Here is a 22,121-nt window from a genome sequence, read left to right as displayed (position 1 = left end):
ATAAATAAGATTAATTTATACTAAAATTAATCTTATTTATAAATTTGAATAATGTAAAAATCACAAAATAATAATATGTCCTTGAATTTTTATCTGATATTTTAATATCATATACATGTTATATATATGTTAATATATTATACATAATAGCATGTCTATAATATATTTATTAATACGTTTAATTAATAACTAGAACTAATAAAAGTTTATAGTTACAACAGGAAGGTATAATTATGAAAAACCATATTTTATATAAATTAATTATATTTTTAACCACATCTGCAGCAATATTTGCAGCAGACGCATTAAAGGAAAAAGATATATTTAAAATAAACCCATGGATGCCGACATTCGGATTTGAAAACACAAGTGAATTCAGATTAGATATGGACGAACTTGTTCCTGGATTTGAAAACAAAAGCAAAATTACCATTAAGCTTAAACCGTTTGAAGCTAATCCCGAATTAGGCAAAGACGATCCATTCTCAGCTTACATTAAAGTAGAAGATCTTGCATTAAAAGCGGAAGGCAAAAAAGGTGATCAATTTAAAATTGACGTGGGAGACATAACAGCCCAAATCAATATGTACGATTTTTTTATTAAAATAAGCACTATGACAGATTTTGACTTTAATAAAGAGTCTTTATTTAGTTTCGCACCTATGACTGGGTTTAAAAACACTTACTATGGATTTCCAAGCAATGATAGAATAGTAAGAGGAACAATTCTTGCAAGAGGCACCTCTAAAAACATAGGGACAATTCAGCTGGGATACAAACTACCAAAACTCGACCTTACATTTGCAATAGGGGGAACAGGCACAGGTAACAGAAATCAAGAAAATGACAAAGACACCCCATACAACAAAACATATCAAGGAATCCTTTATGGAATTCAAGCAAAATGGAAGCCAATAAAAAATACACTTGATCAAAACGAAGATACTAAATCTGTAATTGCAGAAACACCCCTTGAATTAAATTTTGGCTTGTCAGGAGCCTATGGAAATCAAACATTCAATAATTCATCAATAACATACTCTTTAAAAGACAAATCCGCAATTGGTAACGATTTATTGAGCCCAACTTTATCAAATTCTGCAATTTTAGCATCTTTTGGAGCTCAATATAAGCTTGGATTAACAAAAATCAATGATAAAAATACCTATCTTATTTTACAAATGGGAACTGATTTTGGAATAGATCCTTTTGCAAGCGATTTTTCTGTATTTGGACACATCTCAAAAGCAGCAAATTTCAAAAAAGGAGCATCCTCAGATCCTAACAAAAAAGCTGAGAATATATTTGATCCAAATAGCAATGCTCTTAATTTCAGTAAAAATGCAGAATTGGGAATTGCATTCTCAACAGGAGCAAGCATAGGACTTGCCTGGAACAAAGACACTGGAGAAAAAGAATCCTGGGCAGTTAAAGGATCTGATTCCTACAGTACAAGACTATTTGGAGAACAAGACAAAAAATCTGGGGTTGCACTGGGAATAAGTTACGGACAAAACCTTTACAGATCTAAAGATACAGAAAAAAAATTAAAAACCATATCCGAAAATTCATTTCAAAGCTTAAATGTTGAAATTTCAAGCTATGAAGACAACAAAAAGGGCATTATAAATGGACTAGGGTGGATAACATCTATCGGTCTTTACGATATTTTAAGACAAAAATCTGTAGAAAATTATCCTATAACAAGCCCAAGCGCTAATTCAGACAATCAAGCCGGACAAAGTTCAACAACACAAGCTACAACCCCTAATCTGACATTTGAAGATGCAATGAAGCTCGGCTTGGCTTTATATCTTGATTATGCAATTCCAATAACATCCATTTCAACAGAAGCATATGTGGTACCCTATATCGGGGCATACATTTTAGGGCCTTCTAATAAACTTTCAAGCGATGCTACAAAAATTTATTTAAAAACAGGGCTTAGCCTTGAAAAACTAATAAGATTTACAACAATTTCTCTTGGGTGGGATTCAAATAACATTATAGAACTTGCTAATAAAAACACAAATAACGCCGCTATTGGTAGTGCTTTCTTACAATTCAAAATAGCCTACAGCGGAAGCTAACAGCAAAAGAAGGGCTTTGGCCCTTCTTTTTTATCTTTTAAAAATTAATAAATTGTTACCTTATATTTCTTTCCTTGCAAATTTTTTCATAAGCATCTTGAATTTTAATAAATTTATCATTTGCATCTTTTTGCCTTACAGGATCATTTGCAAACTTATCGGGATGGTATTTTATAACAAGGCCTTTATACGCCTTTTTAATCTCATCATCACTAGCACTATATGCTAAACCCAAAATACTGTAAGGATTTACAATTCTAATATTAATATCTTTATAAGCTTCATAACCATCAGATTCAAGTTCTAAAAAAACACCAACATAAGAGATAAACTTTTCAGCTTCTAAATTTTTATACCTAGAAAGTCTGTTAATTTCTTTAAGAGAAGCAAAAAGCCATATAAAAAGATCTTTGTGCTGAAAATAGCCAAGCTTAAGAGTATACAAAATTTTATCAGCATTATTATTCTTAGTAATAGCAGAATGAAAGATAGTATACAATTCTGATTTACCACGCTCAGACAAATTCAAAGAATTAATAATAAAATTGACATAATTTAACTGCTCTCCAGTGACAGTTCCCAAAATAGACAGCAATTTGGCCATTAATAAAAAAGAAAGTTTATAAAATTCAAACTCTCTAGATCTAGAATATGAGTAATCTCTTGTAAAGTATATTCTAAAAACACCCAAAAAACTAAATAATATCAACACAAACGGAAATAATATAAAAAGCATTGCTATTAAAACGGGATTAAAAATAAAAATAAACAACAACACTAAAAAAAACATTCTAATTAGGCTTGGCATTTATTGATCACAACCTCCAACGCAATCAAGGCATGTCAAAATCTCTAATAAATTTTACAACTTCCTTTTTTATTTGTTTTAATTCAATATCAGACTTTGCCTTTAAAGCTCTAACAACAAATTTAGCAGCATTTAAAGAATCGCTTTCATTTAAGCCCCTAGAAGTAATAGCAGCACCCCCAATTCTAATGCCAGAAGCCAAAGAAGGGCTTTTCTTATCAAAAGGAATAGCATTTTTATTTAAAGTAATATTTACACTCTCGAGCAATTTCTCAGCATCAGCACCTGTGAGCCCCGAACTACTAAGATCAACCAAAAACAAATGGTTGTCTGTACCTCCACTAACAATCCGAAATCCTTCCGATTTGAAATATTCAGCCATAACTTTAGTATTTTTTATTACGTTAGCAATGTATTCTTTAAAATTTTCCTGAAGAGCCTCTTTGAATGCAATAGCCTTACCCGCAATAATATGAACTAAAGGACCCCCTTGAGTTCCAGGAAAAACTGTAGAATTTACAACATTAAACAAGGGCTTCTCTTTTCCATTAAAGTTTACTGATCTGTCAAAATCCTTTCCAGAAAGTATTATTCCGCCTCTTGGGCCTCTTAAAGTTTTATGCGTAGTGCTTGTAGTAAGATGCGCCACATCAATTGAGGAATTATGAAAACCGGCAACAATAAGGCCTGCAATATGCGCAATATCACACAAAAGATAAGCAGAAACATCATCTGCTATTTCTCTAAATTTTTTAAAATCAATTTCTCTTGAATAAGAAGAAGCACCGGCTATTATTAAATTTGGTCTGCAATCTCTAGCTATCTTAAGAACTTCATCATAATCAATTAGCTCAGAATCTCTAGAAACACCATAAAAATAAGTATTAAAAAATATACCAGAAAAATTTACTCTGCTGCCGTGAGTTAAATGTCCTCCATGAGATAATTGCATACCAAGAATTCTGTCGCCTGGGCTAATAAGGGCCATTATGGCAGCCATATTGGCCTGAGATCCGCTATGTGGTTGAACATTAGCATACTTTGCACTAAAAAGCTCTTTTGCTCTTGAAATTGCCAAAGTTTCAATCTCATCAATAAAAGAACAACCACCATAATATCGATTCAAAGGATATCCTTCAGCATACTTATTAGTTAAAATACTCCCAACAGTCTGCCTTATCTCCAAAGACGTAAAATTTTCAGAAGCAATAAGCTCAATATGTTCTTTTTCTCTTAATTTTTCTTTCTCAATTAAATCAAATATTTGATCATCCCTCATTTAAAATTATCCTCCAAAACAAATCTATGCATTAAAGAATACGATCCGTTTGTCAAGCTTTTATACTTTAAAAACCCAGAATCTAAATATCCATCAAAAAATTCATTTTTATCATAGTCCTCTTTGCATCCGTATTGAATATAGTTTTCAGACATATTTAAAAAATACTTGGAGCTATCCTTAAATAATACTGCATTTATTATATCAAAATATACAAAACCAACCCCAGCTAAAAAAAATTCAAACCAAAAATGCTCATTTAATTTAAGAGAATTAGAATCATAGTAAAGCCCAACTATATTTCTCAGCGGAATCTCGTACTTTAAAAATAACAAATTCGTAAGAACTATTAAATTACTAGATGAAATTTTTCCCTCTTTAATAGAATCCTTTAAACTTAAATTATTCTCAATAATCTTAAAATTTGAAGTCAAAACATCAATAATTGCTTTAGCCAACTTATAAACTGAATTACTACCAGCCGTCTTAGATAAAATTAGAGAATCTAAAGGCATTAAATCAACAGAGTTGTAAGATAAATAATCTTTTTTTTTGTCTTGAACATGTTTTTTGTACTCTTGATTATCAATATCTCTATTAACCTTAATGCCTTCTAAATATTTTGCATCTAAAAATTCCAAATTAAGTTTAGAAGTCTTTACCCTAGTCTTAAAAATAAATTTATTTGTCTTTAGGCTTTCAAAAAATAAATTACCAATATTAAAATCAAGATGTTCATTGCTGTGGTCTGCAATTTTTTGACGCTCATTCTCAATTGGTCTTAAATAGAAGATATTAAAATTAATATCTTCGGGATTTGAATCAAAATTACTACTAACATCTTGATTAAAATAAATCTCTTCAATTATTGCAAACTCTTTCGAATCATTCAAAGTCCATTTAAAAAAATCATCTTTAACATAAAACGGAATTTTATTGCTTTGAACATTGTCCAATAAAACATAAAGCTTCCCACCAGAATTTAAAGTTTTAGGAGAAATAAATTCTAATCTATTCTCAGAAACATCTAAAATATTTTGAGGTAAAATTGTATAAAGTTTGTCCTTAGTTTCGAGAAAAATTTTAATGCTACTAGAATATGGAAACAAATTCATGCCTTGTAATAAAGTTGAAGAATTTGCATTTAAAGTTATTTTATCCTCTGAAAAAATAAAAGGTATATTCCCCCTATTAAGCTTAACAGGAACTTGCCTGCTGATAACAAGAAAAAGTTCGTTGCTAGTACCCCTTTCGCCTTTTACAAAAATAAGTCCGGAATTTATTTCATCTGTAATTTTAAAAACTATTTCGGTGTTATTCCAACTAATAATGCTACTTTTAACCAAATAATTATTGTTGATATTAATCTCTCCTGTACTGTAGCCCAAATTATTTCCTTTAATAACAATAATATCCTTGTGCGAAGTGGGAATTGGAGATATATCATAAATAATTGGCTTTGAATAAAATAAAAATCCAGAAAAAACAAATAAAATCAAAAAAATAATAAAAATTAAGCTTAAATAAAAATATTTGTTTTTTAAAAAAATAGCCAAATATTAGCCTCTTTTAACCTTGGTTCCTTCCTTAGTATCAACCAAAACAAAACCTTTTTTGGCAAAAAAGCCTCTAATTTCATCGGCACGCTTAAAATTTTTTTCACATTTAGCTATTCTTCTCTCTTCAATCAAAGTTTTCATATTCTCATCAATAACTACATCATGGTTTTCTAAATTTTTTAAAATTTCTTCTCTCAGATTAAGTGATATAATCTCATCAAAAATAAAAGCCAATCTGAGTTTTGAAACAAATCCTAGATTTTCAGATTTAATTATCTCCCAAAGTAAAGCCAATCCTTGAGAAACATTCAAATCAAAAGAAACTTTTTCTATAAAAGAATCATAATATTCTTTTTCTACACTAAAACCAAAATTTTTTAAATCCTTATTAAGTATATTTAAATCATCTAGATCTAAGGATTCATAAAAATAACTTAGCCTGTTTATCAAATTTTCTCTAGCAATCTTGCTTGCTTGAAGATTATCCAATGAAAATTTTAATTGATTCCTGTAGTGTGATGTCAAACACAAATATCTAAAATCAAGAGGAGAAAAATTTTGATCTTCCAAGTCTTTAACTGTAATAAAATTTCCACGCGACTTTGACATCTTATTATAATCCATAATCAAAAATTCTCCATGAACAAAGATATCACACCATTTCTTATTTAAAAAACACTCTGCTATTGCTATTTCATTTATGTGGTGAACTCCAATATGATCAACTCCTCCCAAATGAATATCAAGCGTATCTTTGAAATACTCCAAATTCATAGCAGCACACTCCAAATGCCAACTTGGATAACCAAATCCCCAAGGAGAATCCCATCTCATCTCCTGATCTTTAAACTTAGAATTAGTAAACCACAAAACAAAATCGGTTTTATTCCTTTTAAATTTATCAATATCAACCCTGGACAAGGTCATATCTTTATCAATAAGATCAATACCGGCCATCTCGCCATAGCTTTTAAAACAAGAAGTATCAAAATAAACATTGCCATTAGAAAAATAAGTAATTTTTTTTTCTTCCAAAATTTTAACAACCTCTATCATGATTGGAATATATTTACTTGCAACAAGAACTTTGTCGGGATATACAATGTTTAATTTTCTACAATCGTTAAAAAAAGCTTCTGTAAAAAATTCACTAATCTCATAAACTGTAAGACCCTTTTCTCTTGCTGTCTTGGCAACTTTATCTTCTCCATCATCAAGATCACCTGTTAAATGCCCAATATCTGTAATATTCATAGCATAATTAACTTTATACCCTAAAAATCTTAAAGTTTTAATTAATAAATCTCCAAAAATATAAGTTCTAAAATTTCCGATGTGAGCATAATTATAAACAGTAGGCCCGCAAGCATACAATTTAACATTTTCAAAATTTGTTAATTCTGAAAAATCCTTTGTTCTAGTATTATATAACTTCAAAATCATACATTTCTCAAAATTGAAAAAATAAAAAATCTAATTTATTATTAAGTACGTATGCCTAAAAGCCTAAATAATTTTCTTAAAAAAATCAATATTAAGCCTCAAACAAAAAACCTAGCTGACTATACAACATATAAAATTGGAAACATTTCGAAATTATTTCTTACCCCTAAAAATATTAAAGAAGCTGAAAATATTTTTAAAGCAGCAATAAAAGAAAAAATTAAACTATTTATTCTTGGGGGAGGATCAAATATTTTAGTCAATGATGACAAAGAGCTTGATTTTCCAATAATATACACCGGACATCTAAACAAAATAGAAATTCACGAAAATAAAATTATCGGCGAATGTGGTGCAAATTTTGAAAATTTATGTAAAATTGCGCTTGATAACAGCTTAAGTGGCTTAGAATTTATCTATGGACTACCCGGGACGCTGGGAGGCGCTGTATGGATGAATGCTAGATGCTTTGGAAATGAAATTTCTGAGATACTAAAAAAAATTACATTTATAAATGATAAAGGAAAAACTATTTGCAAAGAATTTAAAAAAGAAGACTTTAAGTATAAAAAATCGCCTTTTCAAAATAAAAACTTTCTCATATTAAAAATTGAATTGAATTTAAAAAAAGAAAATAAGAAAATTATTGAAGAAAAAATGACTAAAAATAAACAAGCAAGAATAAATAAAGGCCACTATTTATTTCCAAGTAGCGGAAGCACTTTTAAAAACAATAAAGCATTTCTCAAACCTAGTGGGCAAATAATTGAAGAGTGCAAGCTCAAAGGATTAAGCATTGGCGGTGCTACAGTATCTAAATATCATGGAAACTTTATTATCAATATTAATAACGCCACTTCCAAAGACATAAAAAGCTTAATTGAAAAAGTAAAAGCTGAAGTCTACTTGAAAACTGGGCTTTTACTTGAAGAAGAAGTTCTTTACATAGGATTTAATTAATCAAAAAAACTAAAAAAGAATATCTTTAATCTCGTCATTAATCTTTTTAATCAATTCCTTTGTCTTTAATATCTTATCCTTAGAAGATTTCACCAAAGATGAATATTCTTGAAGAGAATTTACAGCATCCAAATTAATCTTAGAAACTTTAAACTCTTTCAAATCTTGGTTAAAGTTGTTAAACTTACTACTAACAAAATAATGGTTATTAAATATTTCTTTATACATATTCTTGGCATCTCTGATCTTAGTATCGTGAGATAAATACCTTTCTTTAAACTCACCAATTTCCTTAAAATGCTTAGCAAGAGTAAGATCTACTTTCTCGTGTCTTGAAAAATTGCTATCCACATTATCTTGAATGTCTATGAAATTTTTATAAATTGTATCAATCTCTGAATTGATCGCCGCAATAATGCTATCGACCATTTTAAGTTCATCTTTAATGGTTTTAGAATATTTTCCAGAATTAATAGCAAGCTTTCTAATCTCCTCAGCAACAACTGCAAAACTTTTACCTGCATCACCTGCTTTTGCTGCTTCAATTGCTGCATTCATAGCAAGCATATTGGTCTGAGCCGAGATTGAAACTAAAAGTTTATTTACACTTTGCAAACTATTTGTTTGAGACAAAAGATCTGCAAAATTTTTATTCACATTTTCAAAAACAATATTTAAATCAAAAACCTTACTTTTAATATTTTCAATATCAGTAGAATTTATAGTAGCAACCTTATTAAAAATTTCCAAATTTTTATCTATGCTATAGAAAAAACTAACATTCTCCTCAAAATTTGAAGAGATTTCTGATATATACTTATTGTGATCATTAATCGGATCAGCAATAGATTCAAAGCCTTTTAAAATATCAACAATTGACTTTTCAAATCTAGAAAAAGTATCCTTTAGTTGTTCGTAAGCCAAAATGCTAGAGTCTATACTCTCAGTATTTGATATAGCAGTCTCTATTTGTTCCAAATATTCATTTAAATCTTCAGAATAAAATTTTATCTTCTCAAAAGATTCATTACTCTTAGAGGACAGATTATCTAGCTTTGAACTAATATAAGAAATAATAGACGAAGAATACTTAACCTCTAAAGGAGGCTCAAGACTAAAAGGATCGCTTTTTGATTTTTGATAATCAACAATTCTGTTAAAATCATTAATTAATGAAAAAACAAAAGTTTTGCACAAATAAAAAATAATTGCAAAAGATAATAATAAAAATACAAAAAATATAATCCAATTTGATTTAAACATAATAGGAATGGAATTGACATTTAAAATCAGCCCTTGAGTCAAAAAATCATCAGTTTTTACAAAGTTTAAAGAATATAAATCTCTTTCATAATTAAAAGTGTACTTAGAGCTAGAAGAATCTTTTTTAGCATAAGCTATAACTTTTTTTAAAAAATTCTCATTATAAGATGGAGAAAAAGATTTGGCGTGAAGATTATTAAAGTTTAAAAAAATGGGCATATGATTTCTGTCAAGCATAAAAAAATTATAATTCTTACTGCTAAATTTAAGAGCAGAATACAACTGATTTTCAATAATATCTAACGACTCATCAAAGCATACTAAAATCCCTATTACACCCAATGTTGCAACAGAATCTCTAACCGGAAAACTTATTATAGAATAAATTTTTCCATCTATTATCATGTATCTTGAATAATATTTAAAATTTTTTTCTACAGGAACAGAATAAATTGGATCCAACCTAACATCTTTTAAGCCTAAAGATGAAAAATTTGAATTTGATATTAAAACATTTTTCCCTATAGGAATATAAAATACTCCTTCAAGTGAATCTTCTGCTAAAGGAATAGTTTTGAAAATTTTATCTATAGAGCTAAATTCTCTTGACTTTAAAAACAAATCACTATTTTCATCTAAGCTATCACCCAATTTTAAACTTGAAGACAAAAGAAAGCTTTTTGAAGAATTAACCAATATCCCAAACCTATAGCTATCTTTTACAAGCTCCTCAAGAAACCTAGAAGATTCCGAATATTTAGCTTTAATAACAGCAGAAACACTGTTTAAAAACAACTTAGAATCAAATTTAAAACGATCCAAATACTCATTTTTATAATTCATATAAGCATAGCCTATGAATAAAAAATTTAAAAAAAGAAATCCAAATAAAACTAGATAAAGAAATCGTTTAGTATTTTTCAGATTAACATCGATTAAATTCTCATCTGTCATAAAAGCTCTCCAAACATAACATTAGTATGATTAAAATCTTAAAACAAACCTTTCACCTTCATAAATCACATACAAATAATTACTAATAACACTTGGCAAATTAAACCTTTCTTTCTGAATCTTAAAGATTAAATCCTTCAAATATTTGCAAATAATTATTTTATTATTTAGCTACATGCATATATAATTATATAATAAAACATATAGAATACTAAAAATTTAATGTTTTAAAATTTTAGTAAAAAACAAAATTTTGAGGGGACTTAGTGAAAAGAAAGAAACTTAACTCTAGCCTTTTTTATAAATTCAATTTTATAATTTTGGCATACACAATAATCATTATTGCAACAACCTTTTTGCTACTAGATCAAGGCTATAAAAAAATCATAACAAAAGAACTTCAAGACTTTACAAAATTTATTAACCAAGCAATGATCAAAAGCTTTTCTGATGAATCTAAAGAAATAATAAAAGCTTTAAGCGTATTAACAACCAGATATGATTATAAATCTGCAATTCTTAATAACAAAAGTGAAGAGCGCTTAGTATCTGACAAAATTTTAATTACACTACCGTCTTTTATTAAAATAATAGAGTATGCAAACAAAGATGGATACATAATCGAATCAAGTGAAAAAAAAAGAAGCGGCCAATATATAAGCTTAAAAGAATTACTTCTGGGCAAAGCTATAACTACATTTCAAATTTCAATTCTTCACAACAGTTTAGTAAAAATAAATAACAATTTTTATATTCCAATAGCATATAAAATAACAGATTCAAAAAAATCTAATATTGGATATATTATTTTATATGCTGACATTTCAGAAAAAATTGCCGAACTAAAAGAATATCTTTTACTGCTTTTGGAAAACTCCTTGCTAGAACAAAATGCAAGCAGCCAAAACTCATCAAAATACTTTAATGTATACTTAATAAACAGCAGTGGGGATGCATTTGGCGGAAAAGACGAAGTTTTAAAAAACATAAAACACATATTTAGCTTTAACGCAAAAACATTAACTCAAATATTAAGTGCATTATCCCAAGGAAAAACAAATTACAATACAAGCAATTCAAATGAAATAATCTCATTAGCAAGGATCACAACATCCCATTGGTACTTAGGAATAAAAATAGATTATAACAACATATTTTCAAAAGAATTTAAAAATATGAGATTAGTTTCACTTTCTATTATATTTATTTTGGTAATAATTTTTATATTAATAATGATATCAACCATAAAAACTTTAATAATATCAAAAATAGACAAACTCAATGTTGTCATTCCAAAGGTTAAAACCGGCGACTTAACATTTAAAATCGAATCAAAAGGCAAAGATTCAATAAGCTCAACAATAAATCTTTTTGGGCATTTTATTGAAAATCTAAAACACGTAATTAATTCACTACAAGAACGAGTAAAATTGCTTAAAGAAAACGGAGACCATTTATTTAGCGAAATAAACAAAACCCATAATACAATTAAAAATTCAAATCAATACATAGAAAAAACACAAGAAGAAGTAGAAAAACAGGTAGAATTCATATCTAATACAACAAATATCATTGAAAGTCTTTCAAAAAATATTTCATCTCTTGATAATTCAATTGAAACCCAAGCCGCAAGCGTTGAACAATCCTCATCAGCTATCGAAGAAATGATAGGGGGAATCCAATCAATAACGGAAATAACTCAAAAAGCTGCAAAAAGCACAGAAGAACTAAAAAGATTCTCTGATGATGGGCGAAAAAAACAAGAGGAAGTTATTACTCAAATCAAAGAAATTTTCAAAAACTCAACAAGATTACAAGAAGCAAACTCTTTAATTTCATCTATAGCAAGCCAAACCAACCTGCTCTCGATGAACGCTGCAATTGAAGCATCTCATGCTGGTGAAGCTGGAAAAGGATTTGCCATTGTCGCAGAAGAAATAAAAGACCTAGCAGAACAAGTAACATCACAATCAGAATCTGTTGCCTCATCAATTAATGAAATAATGGATTCGATAACCAAAACCGTAAACACCTCTGAATTAACAAATAAAGCTTTCAACCAAATATTTGATTCAATCAATTTAGTTGTTCAAGTAATAGAAGAAATAAATCATACAATGCAAGAACAATCAATAGGTAGCCAAGAAATTTTAAAGGCTTTAAACACAATGCGGGAAATAACATATGAAGTAAAAATCGGTTCAAATGATATGTTTAGAGGCAACAAAGAAATCATTAGCACCATTAAACTGTTGGGAGAGATTAATATTACGGTCTCAAACTCAATGAAAGGTTTAAAAGAAGAGATTAATAAACTAGTAGAAGCAATTGAGCGCATTAAGGTTTTAGGAACTACAAATTCAAGTCACATTTCTGGAATTAGTGAGAGCACGGATCAATTTAAAACCAAATAAACTAAATTAAAAGGGAATAATATGCAAAAAAAGACATTTTATAATACTGAAAAATATCTTAAAAGCCATTTAATGTTATTTCCTATTTTTGCTTATACAAAAAACTTTTTAGATGCTAGTATTGCATCTGTTTGGATTTCAATATGCATTATACTTCCTGCCCTAATAATCAATCAAATAGAACTGAAAAAATATAAAAACCATATATTAGGGATATATCTATTAATAATAGGAATTTTTACCAGTCTAACTTACTTATTCATGTTTTATTTAACGCCAACACTATACAAAGAATTTAAATTTTCAATACCCATTTTAATAGCCATAATAATATCATTTCATAAAAACGAACCTTTTAAAATCTTAAGAAATTCATCAATGATAATCAAATATTCTAAAATTCCAATTTTAATTTTCATTGCCCTAAGCTCAACAATCTCACTAATTAGAGAAATATTAAACACAGGGAATTTAAAGCTTTTTAATAACGAAATAACTATAATAAAAGGGCTTGCAAATACAAAAATGTCAGCTCATAGTTCAAACATTTTCATTGTAGCGTCTTTAACTTTACTATTAATCAATATACTAACAAGTGTTAAAGAAAAAAAAATTAATAAAAGCGTTAAAGAGGAAAAAAATGAATAAAAGTATTAAAAAAAAGATTAAAGACGAAATTAGCATTATAGTTGCCGATCTAGCATTATCAAATAACATAAAGCCAGATAATATCAATATAAATATTCAAAAACCTCCAAAAAGTGATCTGGGAGATATTTCTATATTAATATTTGAGCTTAGCAAAACATTGAAACTTCCTATTGAAACCATCTCTGAAAAAATAATAAAAATACTTAAGGCTAAATACAAAATTAAAGCTATGGGAGCTTACCTAAACATCAAAATTCCCAGAAAAGAATATATAAAAAATACAATACAAATGGTAAATGCCCAAAAAGATAACTATGGGGCAAGTAAATATCTAGACAATAAAAAAATAATATTGGAGTTTTCATCGCCAAATACAAACAAACCACTGCATGTAGGACATCTTAGGAATGACGTAATAGGAGAAAGTCTGTCAAGAATATTAAAGGCTGTAGGTGCAAAAATTACAAAAATAAACCTAATAAATGACCGGGGAGTTCATATCTGCAAATCAATGCTTGCATACAAAAAATTTGGAAATGACATTACCCCTGAAAAAGCTTCTAAAAAAGGAGACCATTTAATTGGTGATTTTTATGTTAAATACAACGAATACTCGCAAGAAAATGAAAATGCTGAAAAAGAAATTCAAGATCTGCTTTTAAAATGGGAACAAAAAGATACAAACACAATTGAACTTTGGAAAAAACTAAATAGCTGGGCAATTGAAGGAATAAAAGAAACTTACAAAATTACAAACACCTCATTTGATAAAATTTACCTTGAAAGTGAAATTTTTGAAATTGGAAAAAATGTGGTGTTAGAAGGGCTTGAAAAAGGATTTTGTTACAAACGAGAAGATGGCGCAATATGCATTGACTTACCCTTAGACTCAAGCGAAAAAGAAGACACCAAAGTAAAACAAAAAGTACTCATAAGACCAAACGGAACATCTATTTATCTTACCCAAGATTTAGGAAATATAACAGTTAGAACAAAAGAATTTAATTTTGAAGAAATGATTTATGTAGTTGGAAGTGAACAAATTCAGCACTTCAAAAGCTTATTTTTTGTATCAGAAAAATTAGGAATTTCTAAAAACAAAAAGCTTATTCATTTGTCACACGGAATGGTTAATCTTATTGATGGCAAAATGAAATCAAGAGAAGGCAATGTAATTGACGCGGATAATTTAATCTTAGAGCTAATGGAATCAATAATGCCTGAAATTATACAAAAAATTGAGAATAAAGATAGTGCTAGAAAAAATGCTTTAAATATTGCACTAGGAGCAATTCACTATTATCTGCTAAAATCAGCTATACATAAAGACATTGTATTTAATAAAAAAGAAAGCCTATCTTTTACAGGAAATTCTGGGCCATATATTCAATATGTTGGAGCAAGAATTAATAGCATTCTTGAAAAATACAATGCACTTTCTATTCCTGTAATAGAAAAAATTGATTTTAAACTTTTAAAACATGAAAAAGAGTGGGAAATTATTAAAATTATATCAGAGTTAGAAGAAAATATAATCAAGGCAGCAAAAGATTTAAACCCTTCAATACTTACTAGCTATTCATACTCGCTTGCAAAGCATTTTAGTACGTACTATCAAGAAGTTAAAGTAATAGACATAAACAATACTGATTTAACAGCCGCAAGAATCGAATTTTTAAAAGCCATATTACAAACAATAAAAAATTGCATGTACCTACTCAATATCCCTTATATGTTAAAAATGTAGACAAGAAAATATTGCAATATTTTCTTGTCTAATATCCGTTTAAATCTAAGTCACTTTTGCTAAAAATCAATTTTATTTTATCTTCATACTTTTGGGATATATAATATCTTTTTAACTTAAGAGTATTGGTAAGCTCTTCTCCAATTGAAAAAGGATCTTGAAGTAAAACAAAGCCTGCTATTTTTTCAAAATTTTTAAAACCTACTTTGGTATTAATAGTATCTGAGATATGCTTAGAATAAAGCTTATTAACGTCCTCATTGGCTAATAAATCACTTCTGGAAGAAAAAGACACTCCACTGGAATTTGCCCACTTTTCAAGATTATCAAAATTAGGCACAATAACGGCCCCCAAAAATTTTTGATCCTGGCCAACAATCATAATATTTTCAATAAACAAAGATTTACCCAAAACTCTCTCAAGAGGCTCAGGCTCAATATTTTCCCCACCTCTTAGAACAATTGTATCTTTGCTTCTACCAACAATTGAAATTTCATTATTAATTGTCAATCTAACCAAGTCTCCAGTGTTAAACCAACCATCTTCTGTTAAAACTTCATTCGTCTTAGCCTTATCCTTAAAGTAGCCATTCATTATCTGTGGGGACCTTACCCAAAGCTCACCTTTTTCTCCATAAGGCAAAACATTACCATCAAATCCAACTACTTTGTATTCAACATCCGGCAAAATAGGCCCTACAGTTTTTGCTACAGGGCCCTTAAGACGCCTAACGCTCAAAATAGGGCCCGTTTCAGTAAGGCCATAACCTTCAAGAACTTTAATTCCTACAGCCTTAAAAAAATAATCAACATAATCAACCAACGCTCCACCACCAGAAACTCCAAATTCAAAATTTTGTCCAAGGGCATTTTTTATTTTTTTAAATACTAAAATATCACCCAATAATTTAATAGGAAAAATTAAAACAATTCCAACAAATATAAATAATTTTGAAAAAAGTGAAATAAACAAACTGGTTTTTTTATAAATAGGAGAAAGCCCCAAAAATCTCTCCTTAAGCTTTGCATAAACAATTCCAATTTTTAAAAAGCCCCCAAACACAAGCTTTTTAATAAAAGATTCCGATACCTTTTTAATAATACCTATTCTTATACCTTCCCAAATTCTAGGCACAGAAATAATCATTTGGGGATTCAAAAGTAAAAAATCTTTTAATAAAACAGGACCTATGGGCTTTGAATATGCAATTGCTATGCCCTTTAAAGCAACTATATATTCACAAGCTCGCTCAAAAGAATGCCAAAGGGGAAGAATTGAAATCATTATCTTGCCAGGTTTAAGTGTTGGAAGATAATCATAAAGTCTATCTAATTGAAAAATAAAAGATTCGTGTCTCAACATTACTCCTTTTGGCATACCTGTTGTACCAGAAGTATATATTATAGTTGCAATGTCTTTTGAAGAACCTTTTTCAATCTCCATATCAAATGCTTTTGGATTAGCTCTTAAATACTCAGCTCCAAGTTCTAATAATTTTTTATAAGAAAATACAGTAATATTGCCCATTTTTTCTTCATAAGATTTATCATCATCAATAACAACAATACATCTTACCAATCTAAGATCATGCTTTTTGGATAAAACTTTGTGAAGTTGCTTATTGTTTTCGACAAAAATAAAAGTAGATTCAGAATGGTTAATAATATAAGTTAATTCATCCTCAGAAGAATCATTTCCCCTGGGAACATCAATGCAGCCTAACCCCAAAGTAGCAACATCGATTATTATCCATTCTCTTCTAGAATCAGAAATAATTACAACCTTTTCTCCCCTTTTAATGCCACAATGCAAAAGCCCAGATGCCACTCTTTTTGTCTCATTCCAAAAATCAGCGTATATTTGCTTCTTAAAGGTTTTCGATTCCCCTTCCTTATATATAAAAATATCAAGCTCACTATAAAGAGTCACCGCCTCTTTAAAACGCTTAGGCACAGTATCACTCATAAATCCCCCTCATAACAATTTAAAATTAATTTAAAAAAAGCAACAGGCTGCTAACAATAATATTATAAAAACTATGTATAAAAATCACATAATATACATTTTTATACCTTAAATAGATAAAAGCAAAAAATATCCCTAATATAAATGTAACCAAAAATCCCAAAATTCCATAATATAAATGCCCATAAGCAAAAAACATACTACTAAGAATAGCGGTAACTACAACAGAAAATCCCATTTGTGTAAACTTGGTAATAACAAAAGCCCTATAAAAAAGCTCTTCAAAAGCTCCTGTAAAAAAAGAGGTAAAAGTCATTAAAAAAAATGCTTTTTTACTGCTAATCTTCCAATTAAATCCAGCATTGTTTTGGAAATAATAGACAAGTACTGATTCTGGTAATAGATATTCAAGTAAAAAAGCTATTAAAAAAATGACTATCATTGCGGTCAATATTGTTTTAATAAAAATTAAAACAGACTCCCAAATAAAAATAAATTTAAATTTAGGAATAAAAAACTCTACTCTAAAATCATTATAAGAACTGGTAAGTTTAAAAAAATAAATTATAAAAATAATTAAAAAAGATCTTGAAATCCAAAAATAAAAATGATTTTTATCAACATTCCAAAATTCTGAATTAACATTTTCAAAAGGAGATGCCAAATAAACAATAATGTAGGCCAAAAAAAGATCAAGCAAAGCTCGCTTGAATGAATATTTATTTTTTAACAATTGCATAAAGTATTTTAATTAAATAATTATTAATTGTCAACGAATGATTATTGATTGATTAATAAAAACAAATTAAAATTCAAAATATAATTATATCTACATAAAAATAAGAATATTATAAATGATTTTAATATTTGTCCTTATTTCACTTAATTTATCAATTCAATACTATTTAAAACTCAATTTAATTTATTTTAACACAATACTAGCATTATTTTTTATAATAAAAAATAACAAACACTTAGCACTTAGTTTTATTTTTTGCACAATATTGTTATCAGGCTTTCAAGCCAGATTAAATTTTAAAACATTAAAAAAAAATATTTACCAAATAACAAATATTAAAAATTTTAAAAAACATTCAAAAACCATTATAGAAGTAATTGACAATGAATCAAATATATACAAATTTAGCTTCAAAAATATTGAAAATATTTACAAAATAGGGGATATCATTAAAATTGAAAATCAAAAAATAAAACTTATTAAAAGGCCCTTTTTTGCCAAGCTTCGAGAAAAATACACAAACACATTAAACAATTTTTTTACTACATTAAATCCTAGTTATTCCCATTTTTCAAAAGCAATAGTTTTGAATATAAAATCAGAAATAACAAAATATGAAAAAACATTATTTCAAAATGCAGGAATTGCCCACATTTTAGTAGTATCTGGACTGCATTTTTATCTAATAAGTTTAATAAGTTACTATTTGCTTTTAATAATCACAAATGAAAAATTAAAATACTTAATATTAAGCATAATTTTATTAAATTATCTAATATTAACTGGATTTGCACCTTCAACGCTAAGAGCATTTCTAATGACAGAATCTCTTATAATATACAAACTGATTTACGGCAAAATTAATTTAATAAGCTGCACATCTATTAGTTTTATAATAAATGCTTTTTTATTCCCCGAAACATTAAATTCAATAGGATTTAAAATCTCCTATCTTTCAACAATAGGGATATCAGCATCGGTTCATCTAAAAAATAGATACGATCTTAACAGACTAACATCATCAATGCTTACAACATTTTTTATTCAAATATTCACCTCGCCAGTAATTTATGTTAATAATTTTGATCTAGCACCAATCTCAATATTGTCAAATTTAATAATTATTCCATTAACATTGATTTTCTTAACAATAACAATATTAAGCTTAATAACTTACTTTTCAAGCTTAAATTTGTTTTTTCCCCTTGACCTTATCAATGCCTACATATTCCAAACAATAAAAATTACAGCAACATTTTTTAGCAAATTCTTTATAGTCAAGCATCACCAAATACCTATATTTTTAATCTTAAGTATCCTTCTTATAACTTACATTATTTATAATAACGAAACTAAAAAAATTAAAATAATTCAAAAATAACTGCCATTATTAAGAATAATATGGTACTATCTCTTTTATCTATGAAAATCAACTATAACAGTATAGCTAGCATAAAACAAACATTAAAAGAAAGAAAAATCGCTCCAAGAAAATTGTGGGGACAAAACTATCTAATAAACGAAAGCATAAGGCAAAAAATAATAGGAAGCTTAGATATAAAAGAAAATGAAAAAATTTGGGAAATTGGTCCAGGACTTGGCGCAATGACTGAGATTTTATTAAAAAAAACTAATCTTTTAACCGTATTTGAAATTGACTTAAAATATTCAGAAATATTAAATGAAAAATTTGGGAAATTAAAAAACTTTAAATTGATAAAAGGGGATTTTTTAAAAAAATACAAAAACGAAAATCAAAACATTGATAAAATATTTTCAAATTTGCCATACAATATTGCATCAAAAGTAATATCTAAATTAATTGAAGAAAACTTTTTAAAAGAAATGGTATTCACAGTGCAAAAAGAATTAGCCGACAGAATAACTGCAAAAATAAATAGCAAAAACTATTCTTCATTTACAGTCTTAGTACAATCACACTTCAAGGCAATTAAAATATTAGATATAGGAGAAAACAATTTTTATCCTGCACCTAAAGTTAAGTCTACAACACTAAAATTAATTCCTAAAACACACAACATAAAAGACTTCAAAGAATTCAACAAATTGATTAGAACTGTATTTTCAAGCAGAAGAAAGAAATTAAAAAACACTATTATTAATTTCGTAGCAAATAAAGCTACTTTGAGAGAAAATTTTTTAAAAGAATATTTAGACAAAAGACCTGAAAACATTTCTGTTGAAGAATTTATACAAATTTCCAACACTTTAACTGCTTATCATTAAAGCACTTGCAAATACAATCTCATCAACAGAGCAGCCCCTTGAAAGATCGCTAATGGGCTTGGAAAAGCCTTGTAAAAAGGGGCCGTAAGCTTTAGCAAAAGCAAATCTCTCTACTAATTTATAACCAATATTGCCTGCATCTAAATTGGGAAATATTAAAACATTAGCAGAGCCCGCTACTAAAGATTCTCTACATTTTTTCTCTGCAACATCTTTTATTATGGCTGAATCAAGTTGAAGCTCTCCATCAATAAGCAAATCACTCTCTTTATTCTTAACAATATTTAAAGCATTTTTTACTTTTTCAGTTTCTTTAGCACTAGAAGACCCTTTTGTTGAAAAGCTTAAAAGAGCAACCTTGGGTTTTGCATTTAAAATATCTTTAAAAGATTTAGCACTTTGCAATGCAATTTCTGCAAGCTCTAAAGAATCGGGATTAACTACTACAGAACAATCTGCAAAAAATAAGATTCCCTTATGTCCAAAACAAAAATCAACATTACGAGCAATACTTAAAGTATCCATAATCATAAAAGAAGATATAATCTTAACACCTTCCAACTTAGGCATTATTCTTAAAGCATTAGACAAAACCTTAGCGGATGTTGAAATCGCTCCACAAACACAAGATTTGGCATACCCAAGTCTTACCATAAGCATTGCAAAAGTAATTTCATCTAAAACTTGAGTCTTTAAACTTTGCTTAGTAGCTCCTTTTGACTTTAGCAAGCTCCAATATTCATCCAAATAAATTTCAATATCTGAAAAAGAATTTGGATCAACAACTTCTATTCTTTCTAAAATATCATTACAATCAGAAAATTCTTTTAAAGAATTAATAACAGGATCTTTTTTGCCTATCAAAATAATAGAATCTGCAAGATTTTTTTGCAAAACAACAACAGCTGCCTTTAAAATTCTAGAATCACTACTTTCAGGAAAAACTATATTGGCCTTAAGCTTATTCTCTTTTGCGAATATTCTTGCCTTATTAAAAATATAATCTTTTAAACAAAACACCTTATAAAAAAGAATACAATATAAATTGACAAATACATAAAAAAAGACATTTTTATTTAAAAATGTCTTTTTTTATGCATGATTTTCAATTATAAAATTTAATATTTCTTATTCTTAAAAAATTCTTAAAATTTCTTGTACAACTTTAGCTGCATTAAAAGCTGCTAATTTAGCAAATTTACTATATTCAACTTCATTTCCTTCTCTATTTACAATGTCAGATATTGACCTAATAACTATAAAAGGTACATTAAACATATGAGCAACATGCCCTATTGCTGCGCCTTCCATCTCAACAGCTATTACATCTTTAAAGTTTCCTATAATTTTGTTAATATAATTTGGATCAATAAACTGATCTCCTGAAACTATTAATCCTGAATATGCATTGGAATCTCCAACCTTTGATTTAACAGCCTCTGTGGCTTTCTTGATTAAATTCTTATTGGCAATAAATTTTTGAGGCAATCCCATAAGCTGTCCCACCTTATGTCCAAATTTAACCAAATCAACGTCATGATATGCAACCTCTGAAGACACTACCACATCCCCAACTTTAATATCTTTGTATTTAGCACTAACAACACCACCAGCAACTCCAGAATTAATTACATGACTTATATTGTATTTTGATAACATATAGCCAGTCCACACACCCGCATTAACCTTGCCAACCCCACAAACAACAACCATAACATTGCGATTAGACAACTTTCCCTTTAAAATCTTTTTATTAAGATTATACTCCTTAAGAACTATTTCTTCCTTATTAGACATAAGCTTACTTATCTGCTCAAATTCAGAATCCATAGCAGTTATTATTAAAACATTAACATTTTTAGAAAAAGCAACATAACCGTTTGAAAAAACTAACAAAAAAAGAAAAAATTTTATTAAAAAATTATTCATAAAATTTCACTCCTTATAATAAAAAAATATTTATATCATAATTTTACAAAAAAAAGTCAAAACTGGATTACT

16 protein-coding genes are annotated in these 22,121 nt (G+C 28.2%); 7 read left to right on the top strand and 9 right to left on the bottom strand.

Going from position 1 to position 22,121, the window contains the following annotated elements; genetic code table 11:
- Window positions 1-233 precede the first annotated feature (233 nt).
- Window positions 234-2,090, top strand: a complete 1,857-nt coding sequence (locus BBIDN127_RS02985; protein ID WP_014023819.1) for an integrin-binding adhesin P66 — start codon at window positions 234-236, stop codon at window positions 2,088-2,090.
- A 55-nt stretch (window positions 2,091-2,145) separates the two neighbouring features.
- Here BBIDN127_RS02985 and BBIDN127_RS02980 read toward each other — a convergent pair whose 3' ends face one another.
- Genes BBIDN127_RS02980 through BBIDN127_RS02965 form a run of 4 tightly spaced genes read right to left on the bottom strand, consistent with a single transcriptional unit; the run spans window position 2,146 to window position 7,179 of the window.
- Window positions 2,146-2,898 (bottom strand): J domain-containing protein, encoded by a 753-nt coding sequence (locus tag BBIDN127_RS02980; RefSeq protein WP_014023818.1) that lies wholly within the window; start codon window positions 2,896-2,898, stop codon window positions 2,146-2,148.
- A 25-nt stretch (window positions 2,899-2,923) separates the two neighbouring features.
- Window positions 2,924-4,177, bottom strand: a complete 1,254-nt coding sequence (glyA, locus tag BBIDN127_RS02975; RefSeq protein ID WP_014023817.1) for a serine hydroxymethyltransferase — start codon at window positions 4,175-4,177, stop codon at window positions 2,924-2,926.
- Entirely contained in the window at window positions 4,174-5,733 is a 1,560-nt protein-coding gene (locus BBIDN127_RS02970) for an IPT/TIG domain-containing protein (RefSeq protein WP_014023816.1), read from the bottom strand. Before BBIDN127_RS02970 ends, glyA begins: the two co-directional genes overlap by 4 nt.
- Before the next feature lie 3 nt (window positions 5,734-5,736).
- Window positions 5,737-7,179, bottom strand: a complete 1,443-nt coding sequence (locus BBIDN127_RS02965; RefSeq protein ID WP_044054967.1) for a cysteine--tRNA ligase — start codon at window positions 7,177-7,179, stop codon at window positions 5,737-5,739.
- A gap of 51 nt (window positions 7,180-7,230) precedes the next feature.
- Here BBIDN127_RS02965 and murB point away from each other — a divergent pair, with 51 nt between their 5' ends.
- On the top strand, window positions 7,231-8,139 hold the full coding sequence (gene murB, locus BBIDN127_RS02960) for a UDP-N-acetylmuramate dehydrogenase (protein ID WP_014023814.1): 909 nt from the start codon (window positions 7,231-7,233) through the stop codon (window positions 8,137-8,139).
- A gap of 9 nt (window positions 8,140-8,148) precedes the next feature.
- Here murB and BBIDN127_RS02955 read toward each other — a convergent pair whose 3' ends face one another.
- Window positions 8,149-10,356 (bottom strand): methyl-accepting chemotaxis protein, encoded by a 2,208-nt coding sequence (locus BBIDN127_RS02955; protein WP_014023813.1) that lies wholly within the window; start codon window positions 10,354-10,356, stop codon window positions 8,149-8,151.
- Window positions 10,357-10,622: 266 nt separating this feature from the next.
- Here BBIDN127_RS02955 and BBIDN127_RS02950 point away from each other — a divergent pair, with 266 nt between their 5' ends.
- From BBIDN127_RS02950 to argS, 3 genes are read left to right on the top strand one after another with little or no spacing between them, the layout of a single operon-like run.
- Window positions 10,623-12,770, top strand: coding sequence for a methyl-accepting chemotaxis protein (locus BBIDN127_RS02950; RefSeq protein ID WP_014023812.1), 2,148 nt, complete (start codon window positions 10,623-10,625; stop codon window positions 12,768-12,770).
- A 21-nt stretch (window positions 12,771-12,791) separates the two neighbouring features.
- A complete protein-coding gene (locus BBIDN127_RS02945; protein WP_014023811.1) occupies window positions 12,792-13,418 on the top strand; it encodes a hypothetical protein in 627 nt (208 codons plus the stop codon).
- Window positions 13,411-15,168: an arginine--tRNA ligase gene (argS, locus tag BBIDN127_RS02940; protein ID WP_014023810.1), complete on the top strand. Its 1,758-nt coding sequence runs from the start codon at window positions 13,411-13,413 to the stop codon at window positions 15,166-15,168. Before BBIDN127_RS02945 ends, argS begins: the two co-directional genes overlap by 8 nt.
- Window positions 15,169-15,196: 28 nt before the next feature.
- Here the strand turns inward: argS and BBIDN127_RS02935 are convergent, their stop codons facing one another.
- Entirely contained in the window at window positions 15,197-17,134 is a 1,938-nt protein-coding gene (locus BBIDN127_RS02935; RefSeq protein WP_014023809.1) for an AMP-binding protein, read from the bottom strand.
- A 25-nt stretch (window positions 17,135-17,159) separates the two neighbouring features.
- Window positions 17,160-17,873, bottom strand: coding sequence for a CPBP family intramembrane glutamic endopeptidase (locus tag BBIDN127_RS02930; RefSeq protein WP_014023808.1), 714 nt, complete (start codon window positions 17,871-17,873; stop codon window positions 17,160-17,162).
- A gap of 115 nt (window positions 17,874-17,988) precedes the next feature.
- Between BBIDN127_RS02930 and BBIDN127_RS02925 the strand changes: the two genes are divergently transcribed.
- Window positions 17,989-19,254 carry a ComEC/Rec2 family competence protein gene (locus BBIDN127_RS02925; RefSeq protein WP_044054966.1) on the top strand — a complete coding sequence of 422 codons (1,266 nt, stop codon included), beginning with the start codon at window positions 17,989-17,991 and terminating at the stop codon, window positions 19,252-19,254.
- A gap of 20 nt (window positions 19,255-19,274) precedes the next feature.
- Entirely contained in the window at window positions 19,275-20,120 is an 846-nt protein-coding gene (gene rsmA / locus BBIDN127_RS02920; protein ID WP_014023806.1) for a 16S rRNA (adenine(1518)-N(6)/adenine(1519)-N(6))-dimethyltransferase RsmA, read from the top strand.
- Here the strand turns inward: rsmA and pta are convergent.
- On the bottom strand, window positions 20,103-21,140 hold the full coding sequence (gene pta, locus BBIDN127_RS02915) for a phosphate acetyltransferase (RefSeq protein ID WP_014023805.1): 1,038 nt from the start codon (window positions 21,138-21,140) through the stop codon (window positions 20,103-20,105). The genes rsmA and pta overlap by 18 nt on opposite strands.
- A 114-nt stretch (window positions 21,141-21,254) precedes the next feature.
- Window positions 21,255-22,049 carry a 5'-methylthioadenosine/adenosylhomocysteine nucleosidase gene (locus BBIDN127_RS02910; protein ID WP_014023804.1) on the bottom strand — a complete coding sequence of 265 codons (795 nt, stop codon included), beginning with the start codon at window positions 22,047-22,049 and terminating at the stop codon, window positions 21,255-21,257.
- Between the last annotated feature and the right edge of the window lie 72 nt (window positions 22,050-22,121).

This window comes from Borreliella bissettiae DN127 (assembly GCF_000222305.1).
Taxonomy (GTDB): Bacteria; Spirochaetota; Spirochaetia; order Borreliales; family Borreliaceae; genus Borreliella; species Borreliella carolinensis.
Note: the sequence above shows the minus strand (reverse complement) of the source record. Positions and strands in the feature narration are given on the sequence as shown.